This window comes from Arthrobacter sp. NPDC090010, from assembly GCF_044748305.1.
Taxonomy (GTDB): domain Bacteria; phylum Actinomycetota; class Actinomycetes; order Actinomycetales; family Micrococcaceae; genus Arthrobacter_E.
On record NZ_JBIVFT010000001.1, the window covers coordinates 152,044 to 167,346 of the forward strand.

Here is a 15,303-nt window from a genome sequence, read left to right on the forward strand (position 1 = left end):
GCGCCTCACAGCGGGCGCATAGCAAGGGCCGCTGTGGCGCACAGTGATGCCGCTGATGCTGAGGAGGAACGGCCCGCAACCGGTGGGTCCGGCTCTCAGGAGAACCGTGAGTGTCCTAGCCCGCAGCGTAGGCAATGCCTTCCGCAACACGATCAGAACCACGGCGGTGGTGGCCGTTCTCGCGGTGACCATCGGCCTGGCCTTGGCCATGCTGGTGGCGAATCAGGCGGTGGGGGACAAGGTCCAGCAGCTGAACGCCTCGATGGGAACGGTCCTGACCGTCAACCCCGCCGGCGGTCAGGGTTTCGAAGGCGGCGGAGAACCGCTCACCTCCGCAACGGCGAAGACCGCGGCCTCCGTGGCGAACGTGTCATCGGTCGTATCGACCAAGGAAGTCCGGCTTGAAACGGCCACGTCCTCCAGCACCTCGTCTTCGACCGGTTCTCAGACGCAGGGTCCAGGCGGTTTCGGCACCTCGGTGGTGACGAGCCTTCAGCCCGCCATCGACGCCGGAACGCTCGGCAACCGGAACAACTCGGGGTCCCAGGGTTCCGGCGGGCAAGGTTCCGGCGGGCAGGGTTCCGCGCCTCAGGGGTCCGGCACCGCGGGCGGGTCAGGACAGACCCGGACGTTCCGCCTCCCCATCACCGCGACCGGCATCGGAGCCGAGGTGGACAGCACCGGCAAGGCGCTGAACATCACCAGCGGAACCGGCCTCGGGGACTACACCAAGGTGAGCACCAAGGCCTTGCTCGGCACCACGCTGGCGTCGAAGAACAATCTGAAGGTCGGATCCACTTTCACCATCGCGGGCAAGAGCTACACGGTGGCGGGCATCTTCGACGCCGGGACCACCTTCGGCAACAATGCCGTCTACCTGACCCTCCCTCAGGCCCAGGCCGTGGCTGGGACTCCCGACGAGGTTTCCAGCCTGGTGGTCACGGTGAACTCCATGAACAATGTGGACTCCACGCGAACCGCCCTGCAAACGGCTCTCGGCAGTGGCAAGGCCGATGTGACGCAGGGGCAGCGTGGCGTCGACACCGCCGTCAGCTCGCTTCAGAGCGTCAAGAGCATTTCGCTCGTGGCGTTCGTGGTCTCGCTGGCCACGGCCGGATTGGTGATCCTCTTCATCATGGTGCTCCTGGTGCGGGAGCGCCGTCGTGAGATCGGTGTCCTGAAGGCGATCGGTGCGCCGAACCGGACCATCGGGCTGCAGTTCGTCCTGGAGTCACTGGTCCTCGTCGTGATGGGCAGTGTGGTGGGGGCGGTGATCGCGTCCTTCGCGAGCAGCGGGATCGCCTCTGCCTTGGTCAGTTCCAACACCGGTCAGTCCACGGGGCAGCGTGGGGCAGGCGGGGGCGGCTTCCCGGGCGGAGGCCGCGGAGGCTTCTTCGGAGGAGCCAACCAGCTTCTGACCTCCATCAACGCGAGCGTCTCTCCCGGGGTGATCGCCCTCGGTCTCGCGGCCGTTTTCGGCGTGGCGATCCTGGGAGCGCTGGTCCCGGCCCTTCTGACGGCCCGCATCCGTCCCATCGAAGTCCTGCGAGGAGAGTAGTCATGATCGAAGTCAAAGATCTGGTCCGTCAGTTCAAGTCCGGCGACCGCACCATCAAGCCGGTCAATGGCGTCAGTTTCGAGCTGGAGCGCGGGGCGTTCGCCTCGATCGTGGGCAAGAGCGGCAGCGGCAAGAGCACTCTGCTCTCGCTCCTCGGCGCCTTGGACAAGCCCACCAGCGGCGACGTCGTCGTGGACGGGGTGAGCCTGGCGAGCCTGCCGGATGCGAAGCTGACGGCGTACCGGCGGAGGGACATCGGCTTCGTCTTCCAGCAATTCAATCTCGTGCCGAATCTCTCGGCACTGGAGAACGTCATGCTGCCCATGGAGTTCGCGGGGCTGGGACGCACGGCGCGCCGCACCCGTGCACAGGCACTGCTGGAACGAGTGCAATTGGACCCGGAGAAACATGTGCGCAAGGCCAACCGGCTCTCGGGCGGTGAACAGCAGCGCGTGGCCATCGCACGGGCCCTGGCCAATGAGCCCAAGCTGATTCTGGCCGACGAGCCCACGGGAAATCTGGACGAGCAGACCGGCGAACACATCATCGGATTGCTCAGCTCGCTGGCCGAGGAACATGGCACGACCGTCCTGGTGGTCACCCACGACCAGGGGCTGGCCAGGAAGACGGATCGGAGGTTCCGCTTGCAGCGGGGCACCCTGAACGAGGAGGCGGCGGCGCGAAGCTGACGTTCAGGACTTGGACGGCTGTGGCGCTCTCCGTGGGGGAAGGGCGCCACAGCTATGAGCGGACGACGGCGGCCTCTGTGCCGGCCGCGTTCAGGCCGGGATGCGGGCTCCAGGACACGCGTTTGCCGCCCGTTCGCACAATGTCAACTTCTTCTTCACACTGTTCTTGACAAGTTAGTCGATAGCTCGACATTTATGATCGCGAAAATCGTGGCACGGAGTTATGCTGCCATTGGCCATCAGGGCCATTTCGTTTCTCGCTATCCCGATCATGAGCAATCAGGAGAACAGTCATGACAGATCGTCAGGAATCATCGATCCTGCCCAGTCGACGGATGATACTCAGTGGCGGCGTCGCCGCAGCCGGGCTCACCGTCGTCGGACTCGGCATGGCCCCGGCGGCCGAGGCCGCGTCCTACGTGCGGCCCGTGAGGGACCCGAGCGCGCATCCGATCACCGCCCAGTGGCGGCAGCCCGGATCCTGGGCCGCCGGTTACCACACCGGCGTCGACATCGGCTGCCCCGTCGGCACCCCGGTCTACGCGACCATCGGCGGCGATGTCCGAACGGGCCGGGCGAACTGGGGTTCCGCATACGGCACCATGATCCTGATCAACGACAACGTGGACGGCTCGGACTGGGGCTACTGCCACCTGTCGAGGTCGGTGGTGAGCGAGGGCCAGCGCGTCGCCACCAACCAGTTGATCGGTTACTCGGGCAACACGGGAAACACCACCGGCCCGCACCTGCACCTGGAACGCCGCCCCCGCTACGGCGCCTACGGTTCGGATCTGAACCCCAATCTGTGGCCGTGACCTCAAGCTGAGTGCGGACCTCCAGCTGTGGCGGTGCGGAGGATGAGGCGCACGTCAGTCCTCCGCGAAGCCGGGAGGAATGCCTGAACCCCTGGGTGCGTTCCGTTGGATGTGACGGACATTCAGCCCCAGTGGGAAGCCAGCGCCTCCTTCATCTCCGACCTCTCCGAGGGTGAAGTCCTCCCATGGGCTTCACCCTCGGCCTGGTTTCTGGTGCTTTCCGGGTCGGTGGTGCTGCGCTGGAACCGGGAGGAACTGGCCCTGCACACTTCCGCAGCGGCGTTTCTCCGCCAGACGGCGCGCTTCAGGATCCAGGCATCGGAACCGAGCCGCCTGCTCCACGTCGATCTCGCAGAACTGACGGGCGCGGCGCTGCCGGAACCCGCCGTCGTCCCCGACTTCAATGCCCGCCACTACGGCGTCACCGATTTCGTGACGGCCTGCCCCCTGAGCGGCAAGCCGACGGTGCGTGATTTCAACCGTGGGTACGGACATCTGATCGGGGGAGCGATGCTCGTCTCCCTGGAGACGGAGGAGCCCGCCTCGGAATGGGACTCCGGGGTGTGCCGGGCCGCTACCGCCATCCGGCAGGACCCGGGACATCCCTGGACCTTGCTTCAGCTCTCCAAGCTGGCGCTCCTGAGCCGTTCGGCCTTGGCCGAGCGCTTCCGGGTGCAGACCGGCGTGACGCCCATGCAGTACGTCCGTCAGGAACGACTGGCCCGGGCGGCCCACCTACTGCGGCACGGCGATCAGCAGATCAGCCAGATCGCCGCAAGCGTCGGCTACACCTCCGATGCGGCTTTCGTCCGGGCGTTCTCGGCGGAACTGGGAACGACGCCGGGACGTTGGCGTGCCTCTGCGGGCTGAGCTGGCAGGGCGGCGAAGCCGACGCCGCCCAGTACTGCCGCCGTCGCCGCGGTGAGGAAGACCGCGGCCAGCCCCGAATGGTCCAGGAGCAGACCGCCGACGACGGCACCCAGGGTGATGGCCGTCTGGAAGGCGGTGACCTGCAGACTGACTGCGGCCTCCGCATCGTCAGGCTCGACCGTGGTGACCCAGAGCTGTGTGGTCACGGGCACCAGATTGAAGCCCAGACCCCAGGCGAGACTCGCCACGGTCAGGGACGCCGTCGTGCCGCTCTGCGAGGCCAGCAGAAGTGAAGCCGCCAGGATGAACGGCCCGAGGGACACCGCGAGCCGCAGCCTGCGCGAGATGGCGCCGGCCAGGATGTTCCCCACCAGGCCGCCTGCGCCCCACAGCAGAAGCAGCCAGCCCATGGCACCCGGATCGACCGTTTCGATGGCCAGCCTGATGTAGGGGTATGCCGTGAAGTTCGCGAAGGCGGCGAGCCCCACGCAGACGATGCCCAGCATGAGGCGGCGATGCCCGAGGGCCCTGCGCATCATGGCGAACCCCGCTGAAGGATGAGCGGGAACGGACGGCAGAGTCAGCGCCAGCGTGAGCGTTGCGAGGACCCCGACGACGGCGGCCGCCCAGAAGACCTGCCGCCAGCCGAGTGCCGTCCCGCCAATGGCGGCGAGCGGCATGGCGACGATCGTTGCGATGCTGGTACCGGTCGCCAGGGCCGTCGAGACCAGCGCCGGCCGGGACGGAAGGATCTGAACGCCGGCCCCGAAGGCGAGCGACCAGTAGCCTGCGATCGCCACACCGAGCGCCAGACGCCCGAGGAGCAGGACCGGGAAGGACGGAGCGACGGCCACCAGGACATTGGCCGCCGTCCCGACTCCGAGGAGGATGATCAGGACGCGGCGGCGATCGGTGCGTGGCACCAGGCTGGCCAGACTCGGGGCGGTCAACGCGCCGGCCAGCGCCGTGGCCGCCACGGCCAGGCCCGCCGTGCCGTCACTGATCCGCAGTTCGGTGGCGATCAGGGGCAGGACGCTCGCCGGAAGGAACTCGCTGGCCACCAGCATCGTGATGCCGAGGGCCAGTGCGGGGATCGCGAAGGGTGCGCGTCGAAGTGCGGTGGCTTTCATGAACACCACTGTGCCGGGCCGCGACCCGGTCGGATTGACCGGGCGTCCGTGGCGATTGCCCTATCGTCCGCGAAATCACGACCGCCCCGCACCCGATGTTGAAGACGGGTGCGGGGCGGTCGGGAGCCGGACGGTTCAGGAAGCCTTGGCCAGGAACTCCTGGAGGCGGTGCACGCCCTCTGCCAGATCATCGTCGCCCAGCGCGTAGCTGAGGCGCAGGTACCCGCTGGGGCCGAAGGCCTCGCCTGGCACGACCGCCACCTCGACCTCGTCGAGGATGAGTGCGGCCAGTTCGGCGCTGCTCTGCGGGGTCGCGGAGCCCCCGCCCGCGACGGGGAACGACTTGCCGAGCAGTGCGCGAACGTCGGCGTACACGTAGAAGGCGCCCTTCGGCGTCGGGCACTCGACGCCGTCGATCGCATTGAGGCCCTCCGTGATGGCCTGACGACGCCGGTCGAACGCCACCTTCATCTCGTCCACCGCGGTCAGTGGGCCGGAGACCGCCGCGAGTGCGGCGATCTGCATGATGTTGGAGACATTGCTGGTGGCGTGAGACTGCAGGTTGGTGGCGGCCTTGATGACATCGGTGGGGCCGATCATCCACCCGACGCGCCAACCGGTCATCGCATAGGTCTTGGCGACGCCGTTGAGGACCACCACCTTGTCTCCCAGCTCGGGGGCTGCGGCTGCGATCGAGGTGAACGGGACACCGTCGTACGTGAGGTGCTCATAGATCTCATCGGTGACCACCCAGAGGCCCTTGGCGGCGGCCCAGGCGCCGATCTCCTTGACCTGTTCGGGGGAGTACACGGCTCCCGTCGGGTTGGACGGGGAGACGAAGAGGAGGATCTTGCTGTTCTCGGTGAGCGCGGCTTCGAGCTGCTCCACCGTGACCAGGTAGCCCTGTTCAGGACCGGCGAAGACCTCCACGGGGACGCCGCCTGCGAGGCGGATGGCCTCGGGGTAGGTGGTCCAGAACGGGGTCGGGACGATGACCTCGTCTCCCGGATCCAGCAGGGTGGCGAAGGTGTTGTACACGGCCTGCTTGCCGCCGTTGGTCACGAGCACCTGGTTCGCGTCCACCCGGTAGCCGGAGTCACGGAACGTCTTCTCGGCGATGGCCTGCTTGAGCTCCGGGAGTCCGCCGGCCGGGGAGTAGCGGTGGTACTTGGGATTCCGGGCCGCTTCGACCGCGGCATCCACGATGTATCCCGGGGTGGGGAAGTCGGGTTCGCCCGCACCGAAACCGATCACCGGGCGGCCGGCGGCCTTGAGGGCCTTGGCCTTGGCGTCCACCGCGAGGGTGGCGGACTCGGCGATGGAGGAGATGCGTCGGGAGATGCGTGCAGCGGGCATGGGGCGGTGTCCTTCGCGTGTTTTTTCTGCGTCATCCGGGGTTCAGCCGGCACTCCTCAGTTTAGGGGGAAACGAGGGCCTGTCGCCGTGTCGAGGACCTCACTTAGACGTATCCGCTCTTCATGCGTATACTTATTCCTCGGTGTTGAAACGCCGTGAAGCATTCCCTGAAGGTTCCTCTCCGAGGGGCTGACGTGGGTTCAGCGGACGGTTCAGATCCATAGGGTAGTGGCGCAATTGGTAGCGCAGCGGTCTCCAAAACCGCAGGTTGCAGGTTCGAGTCCTGTCTGCCCTGCGCATGGTTAGCTCCAGGCATCAGCCGAGAGGACCAGAGCACCAGCACTGAGGCTCGCCGCAGGCGTAGCCACATGGGTTCAATGAGAACGGCATGGCGAGAAGAGCGAGGTAGCAGTGACCGAAACGGCCGCAAACAGCGCTCAGGGCCGCCCGGCCAAGAGCAACGGTAAGAAGGGCAAGAAGCTCGGCTTCTTCGCACGGATGGCCCTGTTCTTCCGGCAGATGATCAGTGAGCTGAAGAAGGTTGTCACTCCGACCCGTTCGGAGCTGCTCAACTACACCTTGGTGGTCCTGGTGTTCGTGGCCATCGTCATGCTCATCGTCACTCTGCTGGATCTCCTCTTCGGCATGGGCGTCGGCTGGGTGTTCGGTGGTTCCGGTCCCCGGGAGAGCTGACCGACAGGACATTTCCGCAGCTTGCTGCCTGCCTTCCCCGAAGGTGAGGTTGCAGTCTGTGGAATTGAGCCATTTAAGTGGGAATGCCGCTGAGTGGTTCAGCCACCATGAGCGTGCCCACGCTTGCAATGCACATCGACGAAGCAGGAGACCACGTGTCTGAGCAGGAACTCGAATTCAACGAGGACAACGCCCCGGAGTCCGAGGACACCGCGGTGGAGACTGCTGCGCCCGAAACCGTGGACGCCGAGTCCGAGGCGGTTGAGGCCGACGGCGAGACCGTCGCCGCCGAAGAGGGAGCCGACGTCGCTCCCGCCGCGCCTGCCGAGGATCCGGTGGAGGCCTTCAAGGCCAAGCTGCGCCGCCAGGAAGGCGATTGGTACGTCGTCCACACGTACGCCGGTTACGAGAACCGCGTGAAGACGAACCTCGAGACCCGTATCCAGACCCTGGACATGGAGGACTACATCTTCGAGATCCAGGTCCCCATGGAAGAGGTCGTGGAGATCAAGAACGCGCAGCGCAAGGTCGTCACCCGCGTGCGCATCCCGGGCTACTGCCTGGTCCGCATGGAACTGACGGATGCGTCCTGGGGCGCCGTCCGCCACACCCCGGGCGTCACCGGCTTCGTGGGCAACGCCCACAACCCGGTTCCCCTCAAGCTGGACGAGGTCGTCTCCATGCTGGCTCCGGTCATCGAGCAGGAGCAGGCGGAGCAGCAGGGTGGCAAGCCGGTCAAGCAGGCGTCCGCTCCGATCAACGTCGACTTCGAGGTCGGCGAGTCCGTGATCGTGAAGGAAGGTCCGTTCGAGACCCTTCCGGCCACGATCTCCGAGATCAAGCCGGAGTCCCAGACCCTCGTGGTCCTGGTCTCCATCTTCGAACGCGAGACCCCTGTCACGCTCGCGTTCAACCAGGTCACCAAGATCTGACAACCCCATAGTTTTCGTTCGCCGGCCGTGCTGCTTTAGCGGCCGGAGAACGTCCGGCCACCTCGCCAGGGTGGCCAAACAACTGAGGCGCACTCCTGTTCCTCAGTAAGCAATTGAGAGAAGGACCCTACATTGGCTCCCAAGAAGAAGGTCACCGGCCTCATCAAGCTGCAGATCCAGGCAGGTGCCGCCAACCCGGCCCCTCCGATCGGTCCCGCGCTTGGTCAGCACGGTGTCAACATCATGGAGTTCTGCAAGGCGTACAACGCTGCAACGGAATCCCAGCGCGGCAACGTCATCCCGGTCGAGATCACCGTGTACGAGGATCGCTCGTTCACCTTCATCACGAAGACCCCGCCGGCTGCTGAGCTCATCAAGAAGGCCGCAGGCGTGGCCAAGGGCTCTGCCACCCCGCACACCGTCAAGGTCGCCAAGCTGACCCAGGCACAGGTCGAGGAAATCGCCACCGCCAAGCTGCCCGACCTCAACGCCAACGATGTCCAGGCTGCTGCCAAGATCATCGCCGGCACCGCTCGCTCCATGGGTATCACGGTCGAGTAATCCTGGCCCCAGGCCATTCGCCGGTCCGCCGGCATCCCAGAAATTCATCAAGTCCCCTCAACCTGACGGGACTGTGGCAGGGCCCAGCGCGGTCCGCAGACCACAACTGCACAAGGAGAAATACGCAGCATGGCAAAGCGCAGCAAAGCATATGAGGCAGCCGCCGCCAAGATCGACGCGGAGAAGTTCTACTCCCCGGTCGAGGCAGTGACCCTGGCCAAGGAGACCAACCCCTCCAAGTTCGACGCCACGGTGGAGGTCGCCTTCCGCCTCGGTGTGGATCCCCGTAAGGCCGACCAGATGGTCCGCGGCACGGTGAACCTGCCGCACGGCACCGGCAAGACCGCCCGCGTCCTGGTGTTCGCCACCGGTGACAAGGCTGAGGCCGCTCTGGCAGCGGGCGCCGACTTCGTCGGTTCCGATGACCTGATCGAGAAGATCTCCGGTGGCTGGACCGACTTCGACGCCGCCGTCGCCACCCCCGAGCTCATGGGCAAGGTCGGACGTCTCGGTAAGGTCCTGGGTCCCCGTAACCTGATGCCGAACCCCAAGACCGGCACCGTGACCCCGGACGTCGCCAAGGCTGTCAATGACATCAAGGGCGGCAAGATCGACTTCCGTGTCGACAAGCACTCCAACCTCCACTTCATCATCGGCAAGGCCAGCTTCGACGCTGAGAAGCTCATCGAGAACTACGCCGCCGCTCTGGACGAGGTGCTTCGTCTGAAGCCGACCGCTGCCAAGGGTCGCTACATCCAGAAGGCCACCGTGGCCACCACCTTCGGCCCGGGCATCTCCGTGGACCCGAACGTCACCAAGGTCGTTCTCGGCGCCTAGTCGCCCGGCAGTCCTTCTGCCGAACGTCTGACAGAGGCCGCTCAGCTCACGCTGAGCGGCCTCTGTCGTACCCGGCGGGTAGTGTGGTGAACATGACGCAGAGCACCTTCACCATTGAGCAGCTCGTGTTGCCGGATTCCGTGGATTCGCCTGATGCCGGGGACTTTCTGCAGCTCTGCGAGCTGACGAATGTCCTCATCCAGGCGGCCCAGGGATCCCTGGACCTCGCCACTCCGAACGGTGCACGCCTGACCATGTGGCAGGAGTCGCCGTATCACCGCCTCGAGGTCTTCTTCATCCGTTGTGAGGGGCGGATCGTAGCCCGTGCCTGGATTCATTTTCCGCGTCAGGAGAACCTGGACACCGCATGGCTGGGCCTGGGCGTCCATCCGGACTTCGAGGGCCGCGGGATGGGGAGGGCCTTGGCGGAACACCTGGAGACGGTTGCCCTGTCCCATGGCCGGACCGTGGTGCAGACGGGGACAGAGCACTCAGTCGGCGCCGATGAGGAGAGCGGTGAGCGGCTCCGTCCTGGTACGGGGAGCGGCAGCGTGCCGCTCGATTCCCGGGCGGTCCGTTTCGCTCTGGCCCGCGGCTACGTGTTGGAACAGGTGGAACGCACCAGCATGCTGGTCTTGGCGGAGGGCACCCTGGGGGAGACCCGTCTCCTCCTGGAATCCGCAGCGGGACGGGCCGAGGGCGCATATGAGCTGGTCTCCTGGCTCGACGAGGCTCCCGAGGAATTCCTGGAGGATCTGGCGAGGCTCTCCACGAGCATGTCCACGGAGATCCCTCTCGGCGGGCTGGAGCTCGGGGAGGAGGCGTTCGACGCGGAGCGGGTGCGTGAGATGGACGAACGACGTCGCTCCGCCGGGACACGCGCCGTGACCACGGCTGCTCGGCACCGCGCCACGGGGGCCCTGGCAGGTTACTCGGTGCTGGAGTACGTGCCGGAGAACCCGGAGGTGGGTCACCAGGACAACACCCTGGTCCTGCCGGACCACCGCGGCCATGCGCTGGGGCAGTGGATGAAGGCGGAGAACCTGCTGCGTCTGGTGGACGCGTTCCCTGCCGTGCGGCGTATCTACACCTACAACGCCAACGAGAACGACCACATGCTCGCCATCAATACGGCCATGGGATTCAGGCCGGCCGGGTATGACGGCCAGTGGCAGTGCCATCTGGTGGACCGTCCCGCGATCGGTATGGATGACGGGAAGCAGACGTGAGCCTTCAGATCGAGCAGTTGTGGATCCCCGACTCGTTGGACGGGGAGGATTCCCATGACTTCCTGGCCGCAGTCGAGGTGTCCCGCCGCGTCCGGCAGTCGATCTGGGGCAGTGACGACCTCGCTTACACGCCTCTGGAGAAGCTCTACGAACTCCGGGACCCCTACGAGCGGCAGGTGCTGCTGGTGGCCCGGCTCGATGGGCGGATCGTCGGGGTGGCCGACATCTCCCTGCCCTTGCTCGGTGATGTGGAGGTTGCGGAGTTCACCCTGGACATCCTGCCGGAGGCTCAGGGCCGGGGTGTCGGGAGAGGCCTGATCGGGGCGGCCGAGCACTTCGCCCGCGCGGAGGGGAGGCGGCATCTTTTCGTGGATACGAACCACCCGGCTGCGAGCCTCGGCGATGGGGTGGAGAGTCTCCTCCCGGACAGTGGGCCCGGATTCGTCCCGCTCTCCAGCCGGTCCGTCGACTTCGCGCGTCGTGGCGGCTACGTCCTGGAGAGGATCGAGCAGTTCAGCTCGTGCGCCTTGCCGCTGGACACGGTCCTCGAAGGTGATCTGCTCGCCGAGGCGGAGTCCGCCAACGCCGGCCGGTACCGACTTCACCATTGGCGGGACCGCTGCCCCGAGCAGTGGCTGGCGGATGTGGCGGCTCTGGACTCCTCGGCTGAAGACCTCACGCTGGCCGAAGCCGCCGAGGCGGGCATGCCACCCGAGGACTGGGAGGACTACGACGCCGAGGCGCTCCGGCGTGCGGAGGAGATCGCCATGGCGCAAGGCCGGCGGACGGTGGTCACCGCCGTCGAGCACATCGAGAGCGGTGCGCTGGTCGGGGTGACGACCATCAGCGTGCTGCCCCAGCGGCAGGACGTGGTGTTTCAGGACGAGACCCACGTGCACCTCGGGCATCGGGGTAACAAGCTGGGCCTGCTGCTCAAGATCTCCAATATGCAGCAACTTCAGGACCTCTTCCCGGATGTGCGGGTGATCTACACCTGGAACGCCCTGGAGAACCGCTATCTGCTGACCGTGAATCAGCAATTGGGATTCCACACGGCGGGTGTGACCGGTCTGTGGCAGAAGCAGCTCCCGGACTTCCGTACGCCCAAGGTGACCTGAGTCCGTCTACGGGCCGCATGACCACTCGACGACGGGCCGCGCGGTCCGATTTGCCGAGTTCCAAGGGTCTCCCGTAAGCTTGAAGTACCAAAGACCGTCGGTTGTTGGATTCCCCTTGTTCGAAGTGGCCTGGCTTGCGCCGCGTACGACGAGCAGGGCGGGGATCCATCGAAGGACCCTTCAGCATAAGGGCGGCCGGCGCAGGTGAACCGAGCTTCCAGGATTCGTCCTGAATGATGCCCCGTGCGCCTGCGCGGGGCGTTTTTTGTTGGTGCCCCTGCGCACTTGAGGCGAGGCATTCGCCACGAGCAAAAGGACCTTCCTGACCGGCCTGATTCCCCGGAAGGAGGGTTATGACAACGCCGAACAAGGTGGCCGCAGTTTCTGAGATCACCACCGATTTCAACGAATCGACCGCCGCTGTCCTGACCGAATACCGCGGGCTCTCTGTCGCACAGCTCAAGGAGCTGCGTCGTTCTCTGGGCGCGGAGACCAAGTACTCCGTCGTCAAGAACTCCCTGACCGCGATTGCTGCCAAGGAAGCCGGTGTCGACGCGTTCGACGGCCAGCTCGCAGGCCCCACCGCAATCGCCTTCATCAAGGGCGACGCCGTTGCTGCTGCCAAGAGCCTCACGGACTTTGCCAAGGCCAACAAGCAGCTGGTCATCAAGACCGGTTACTTCGAGGGCAAGGCTCTGAACGCTTCGGAAGTTGCCGCTCTGGCCGCTCTCGAGTCCCGTGAGCTGCAGCTCGCCAAGGTCGCCGGTGTCCTCAAGGCCCCGGCTGCCGCAGCTGCCCGCATCATTGATGCCCTGCGCATCAAGCTCGAAGAAGAGAACGGCGCTCCGGCGCCCGCCGCTGAGGAAGCACCTGCCGAGGCTCCGGCCGAGGCCGCTTCCGAAGAGGCCTGATCCTCTTCTCCCCACCCACACACTGTGGTGCGCAGGCACCAACTAAAGGAAGGACGCCAATCATGGCGAAGCTCAGCAACGAAGAGCTCATCGAAGCTTTCAAGGAACTGACCATCATCGAGCTCTCCGAGTTCGTCAAGCTGTTCGAGGAGACCTTCGAGGTCACCGCAGCAGCTGTTGCCGTTGCAGGCCCCGCCGGTGGCGGCGCTGCTGAAGAGGCCGAGGAGAAGACCGAGTTCGACGTCATCCTCGAGGCCGCTGGCGACAAGAAGATCGGTGTCATCAAGGAGGTGCGCGCCCTGACCTCCCTCGGACTGAAGGAGGCCAAGGACCTGGTCGACGGTGCTCCCAAGGCCGTCCTCGAGGGCGCTACCAAGGAAGCTGCCGAGAAGGCCAAGGAGCAGCTCGAGGCTGCCGGCGCCACCGTCACCGTCAAGTAATTCGGTTTCGGTTCGGTTCCCCGTTCCACTCGGAACGGAAGCTGATCTCTGCGAAAACCCCGTCCACTTCGGTGGGCGGGGTTTTCCGCTGTCCGGGTGTTTTCGACGGCTTGTTCCAACCTCGGGTGAACAATTCAGGAATCGTTTCACAACTCCTTCCCCAGCCTGAGGAACGGACCTAGACTGACGCTTTGGGCCCACTCGCCCCGACCGCCCGGCGTCCGTCGGGCAGCGTCGCAGATCACTCACCCGAGGTAGCACCCATGAGCGAATCCACATCCGTCAGCCGTCGAGCCATGCTGGCCGCCGCCGTCGTCGCCGGCTCCAGCGCGAGTGCCCTTCTCGCGACGCCCGCCGAGGCCGCACCGGGCCGGGACAAGAAGAACTTCCGGCTGACGGTCCTGGGGACCACCGATCTGCACAACAACGTCTTCAACTGGGACTACTACAAGAACGCCGCGTACTCGGACAAAGACGGCAACCAGATCGGCATCGCTCAGGCATCCTCCCTGATCAAGGCGGTCCGGGCCGAACGTGGGGCGGCGAACACCCTCACCCTGGACGCCGGCGACACCATTCAGGGCACCCCGCTCGCGTACTACTTCGCGAAGATCAAGCCCATTTCCCGGACGGTCAAGCACCCCATGGCGCTGGCCATGAACGAACTCGGCTACGACGCCGTGGCTCTCGGCAACCACGAGTTCAACTACGGGATCGATGTGCTGCGCACCTGGGAGAAGCAGCTGGACTTCCCCTTGCTGGGTGCCAATGTCCACACGGAAGGAAGCGGCGCTCACGCCTTCCGTCCGTACATCCTCAAGCGGGTCAAGACGGCCAACGGCTGGGTCACCGTCGGCCTGGTCGGCTTCGTCACCCCCGGCTGTGCCTTGTGGGACCGCCACAATGTGGAGGGCAAGCTGACCTTCAACGGCATCGTCGAGGAAGCCAAGGTCGTGATCCCGCAGGTCAAGGCCGCGGGTGCCGACGTGGTGATCGTGTCCTGCCATTCCGGAGCGACCCCGGGTTCCTCCTACGGTGACGCTCTGCCTTTCCCGGAGAACGCCTCCACACAGCTTGCCGAGGAGGTCCCCGGCATCGACGCGATTCTCGTCGGACATGCGCACCAGGAGATCCCGGAGCGCTTCGTGGTGAACAAGACCACGGGGCGCCAGGTTCTTCTCACCGAGCCGCTGCGCTGGGGCATGAGGGTCTCCGTCATCGATCTGGACCTGGTGAAGGAACGGGGCTCCTGGACCGTGAAGGCGGCGCACTCACACCTGCTGGACGCGAAGACCGCGCCGGAGGACCCGTGGATTGTCCGCGCCGTCGGTTCCGCCCACCAGGCCGCCGTCGGCTATGTGAACACCGTCATCGGAACATCCACCGCTCCGTTGTCCACGGCGACGGCGTGCTGGGAGGACACCGCTGCCATCGACGCCATCAACTTCGTCCAGGCCAGCCGGATCAAGGGCGAGCTCGCGCAGGGTGAGTACGCGGCCCTGCCGGTGCTTTCCATCGCAGCGCCGTTCTCCCGAGAGGTGGACGTCAAGGCGGGGCCGCTCACCATCCGCGACATCGCGGGCCTGTACATCTTCGACAACACGCTGCTCAGCATCAAGTTCACCGGAGCGCAGCTCAAGGCCTATCTGGAGTGGTCCGCAAGCTACTACCGTGGTGTCCAGGGAAGCACGGTGGCCGCGAAGGACCTGACCAACGCCCCCACGGCGCTGGCGCCGACGGGCACGCCGGACTACAACTACGACATCGTCTACGGTCTGGATGCACCGCTGGAATACAGCATCGACGTCGCAAAGCCCGTCGGACAGCGTATTCAGGGCCTGAGCTATGGCGGCGCCCCGGTGCCGGACGGCATGGAGTTCGCCCTCGCCATCAACAACTACCGGCAGAGCGGCGGCGGGAGCTACCCGGGCGTGACCGCCGCACCCGTGTTGAGCAACAGTCAGCAGGAGATCCGCCAGCTCATGATCGATTACGTCGTCGAGCACGGAACGCTGGACGCCTCGGTGTTCAGCCGTCAGGACTGGAAGCTGCTCGCCAACGGTGCTCCGCTGACCGTTACCGCCTGAGCCCCTTACGCGAGAAGCCAGTTGAGCACAGTCCGGACGCCGGACACTGTGCTCAACTGGCTTCTCGCGTAAGAGGG

Annotated in this window: 15 protein-coding genes and 1 tRNA gene; 14 read left to right on the plus strand and 2 right to left on the minus strand. The window is 65.7% G+C overall.

Features of this window, described 5'->3' with window-relative positions; all coding sequences use genetic code 11:
- The first annotated feature begins 106 nt into the window (after nt 1–106).
- The 4 genes from ACIPXZ_RS00705 to ACIPXZ_RS00720 all read left to right on the plus strand — a co-directional run bounded on the left by ACIPXZ_RS00705 (nt 107) and on the right by ACIPXZ_RS00720 (nt 3,932).
- Nucleotides 107–1,558, plus strand: coding sequence for an ABC transporter permease (locus ACIPXZ_RS00705; RefSeq protein ID WP_400590127.1), 1,452 nt, complete (start codon nt 107–109; stop codon nt 1,556–1,558).
- A 2-nt stretch (nt 1,559–1,560) separates the two neighbouring features.
- Nucleotides 1,561–2,247, plus strand: a complete 687-nt coding sequence (locus tag ACIPXZ_RS00710) for an ABC transporter ATP-binding protein (protein ID WP_400590128.1) — start codon at nt 1,561–1,563, stop codon at nt 2,245–2,247.
- A gap of 293 nt (nt 2,248–2,540) precedes the next feature.
- Nucleotides 2,541–3,062: a M23 family metallopeptidase gene (locus tag ACIPXZ_RS00715; protein WP_400590130.1), complete on the plus strand. Its 522-nt coding sequence runs from the start codon at nt 2,541–2,543 to the stop codon at nt 3,060–3,062.
- A gap of 111 nt (nt 3,063–3,173) precedes the next feature.
- On the plus strand, nt 3,174–3,932 hold the full coding sequence (locus ACIPXZ_RS00720) for an AraC family transcriptional regulator (protein ID WP_400590131.1): 759 nt from the start codon (nt 3,174–3,176) through the stop codon (nt 3,930–3,932).
- Here ACIPXZ_RS00720 and ACIPXZ_RS00725 read toward each other — a convergent pair.
- Both ACIPXZ_RS00725 and ACIPXZ_RS00730 read right to left on the minus strand, forming a co-directional pair.
- A complete protein-coding gene (locus tag ACIPXZ_RS00725) occupies nt 3,848–5,062 on the minus strand; it encodes an MFS transporter (RefSeq protein WP_400590133.1) in 1,215 nt (404 codons plus the stop codon). The genes ACIPXZ_RS00720 and ACIPXZ_RS00725 overlap by 85 nt on opposite strands.
- Nucleotides 5,063–5,197: 135 nt before the next feature.
- Nucleotides 5,198–6,418 (minus strand): pyridoxal phosphate-dependent aminotransferase, encoded by a 1,221-nt coding sequence (locus ACIPXZ_RS00730; protein ID WP_400590134.1) that lies wholly within the window; start codon nt 6,416–6,418, stop codon nt 5,198–5,200.
- A 222-nt stretch (nt 6,419–6,640) separates the two neighbouring features.
- Here ACIPXZ_RS00730 and ACIPXZ_RS00735 point away from each other — a divergent pair.
- The 10 genes from ACIPXZ_RS00735 to ACIPXZ_RS00780 all read left to right on the plus strand — a co-directional run bounded on the left by ACIPXZ_RS00735 (nt 6,641) and on the right by ACIPXZ_RS00780 (nt 15,226).
- A tRNA-Trp gene (locus tag ACIPXZ_RS00735) sits at nt 6,641–6,713 on the plus strand.
- A gap of 116 nt (nt 6,714–6,829) precedes the next feature.
- Nucleotides 6,830–7,111 carry a preprotein translocase subunit SecE gene (gene secE, locus ACIPXZ_RS00740; RefSeq protein ID WP_400590136.1) on the plus strand — a complete coding sequence of 94 codons (282 nt, stop codon included), beginning with the start codon at nt 6,830–6,832 and terminating at the stop codon, nt 7,109–7,111.
- A gap of 155 nt (nt 7,112–7,266) precedes the next feature.
- A complete protein-coding gene (gene nusG / locus ACIPXZ_RS00745; protein WP_400590138.1) occupies nt 7,267–8,043 on the plus strand; it encodes a transcription termination/antitermination protein NusG in 777 nt (258 codons plus the stop codon).
- A 132-nt stretch (nt 8,044–8,175) separates the two neighbouring features.
- Nucleotides 8,176–8,604, plus strand: coding sequence for a 50S ribosomal protein L11 (gene rplK / locus ACIPXZ_RS00750; RefSeq protein ID WP_400590140.1), 429 nt, complete (start codon nt 8,176–8,178; stop codon nt 8,602–8,604).
- Between the two features lie 129 nt (nt 8,605–8,733).
- Entirely contained in the window at nt 8,734–9,441 is a 708-nt protein-coding gene (rplA, locus tag ACIPXZ_RS00755) for a 50S ribosomal protein L1 (protein WP_400590141.1), read from the plus strand.
- 92 nt (nt 9,442–9,533) lie between these two features.
- Entirely contained in the window at nt 9,534–10,670 is a 1,137-nt protein-coding gene (locus ACIPXZ_RS00760; protein WP_400590143.1) for a GNAT family N-acetyltransferase, read from the plus strand.
- Nucleotides 10,667–11,788 (plus strand): GNAT family N-acetyltransferase, encoded by a 1,122-nt coding sequence (locus ACIPXZ_RS00765; protein WP_400590145.1) that lies wholly within the window; start codon nt 10,667–10,669, stop codon nt 11,786–11,788. Before ACIPXZ_RS00760 ends, ACIPXZ_RS00765 begins: the two co-directional genes overlap by 4 nt.
- Before the next feature lie 353 nt (nt 11,789–12,141).
- Entirely contained in the window at nt 12,142–12,699 is a 558-nt protein-coding gene (rplJ, locus tag ACIPXZ_RS00770; RefSeq protein ID WP_066211587.1) for a 50S ribosomal protein L10, read from the plus strand.
- 62 nt (nt 12,700–12,761) lie between these two features.
- Nucleotides 12,762–13,139 (plus strand): 50S ribosomal protein L7/L12, encoded by a 378-nt coding sequence (rplL, locus tag ACIPXZ_RS00775; protein ID WP_400590146.1) that lies wholly within the window; start codon nt 12,762–12,764, stop codon nt 13,137–13,139.
- 263 nt (nt 13,140–13,402) lie between these two features.
- On the plus strand, nt 13,403–15,226 hold the full coding sequence (locus ACIPXZ_RS00780; protein WP_400590148.1) for a bifunctional metallophosphatase/5'-nucleotidase: 1,824 nt from the start codon (nt 13,403–13,405) through the stop codon (nt 15,224–15,226).
- Nucleotides 15,227–15,303 lie beyond the last annotated feature (77 nt).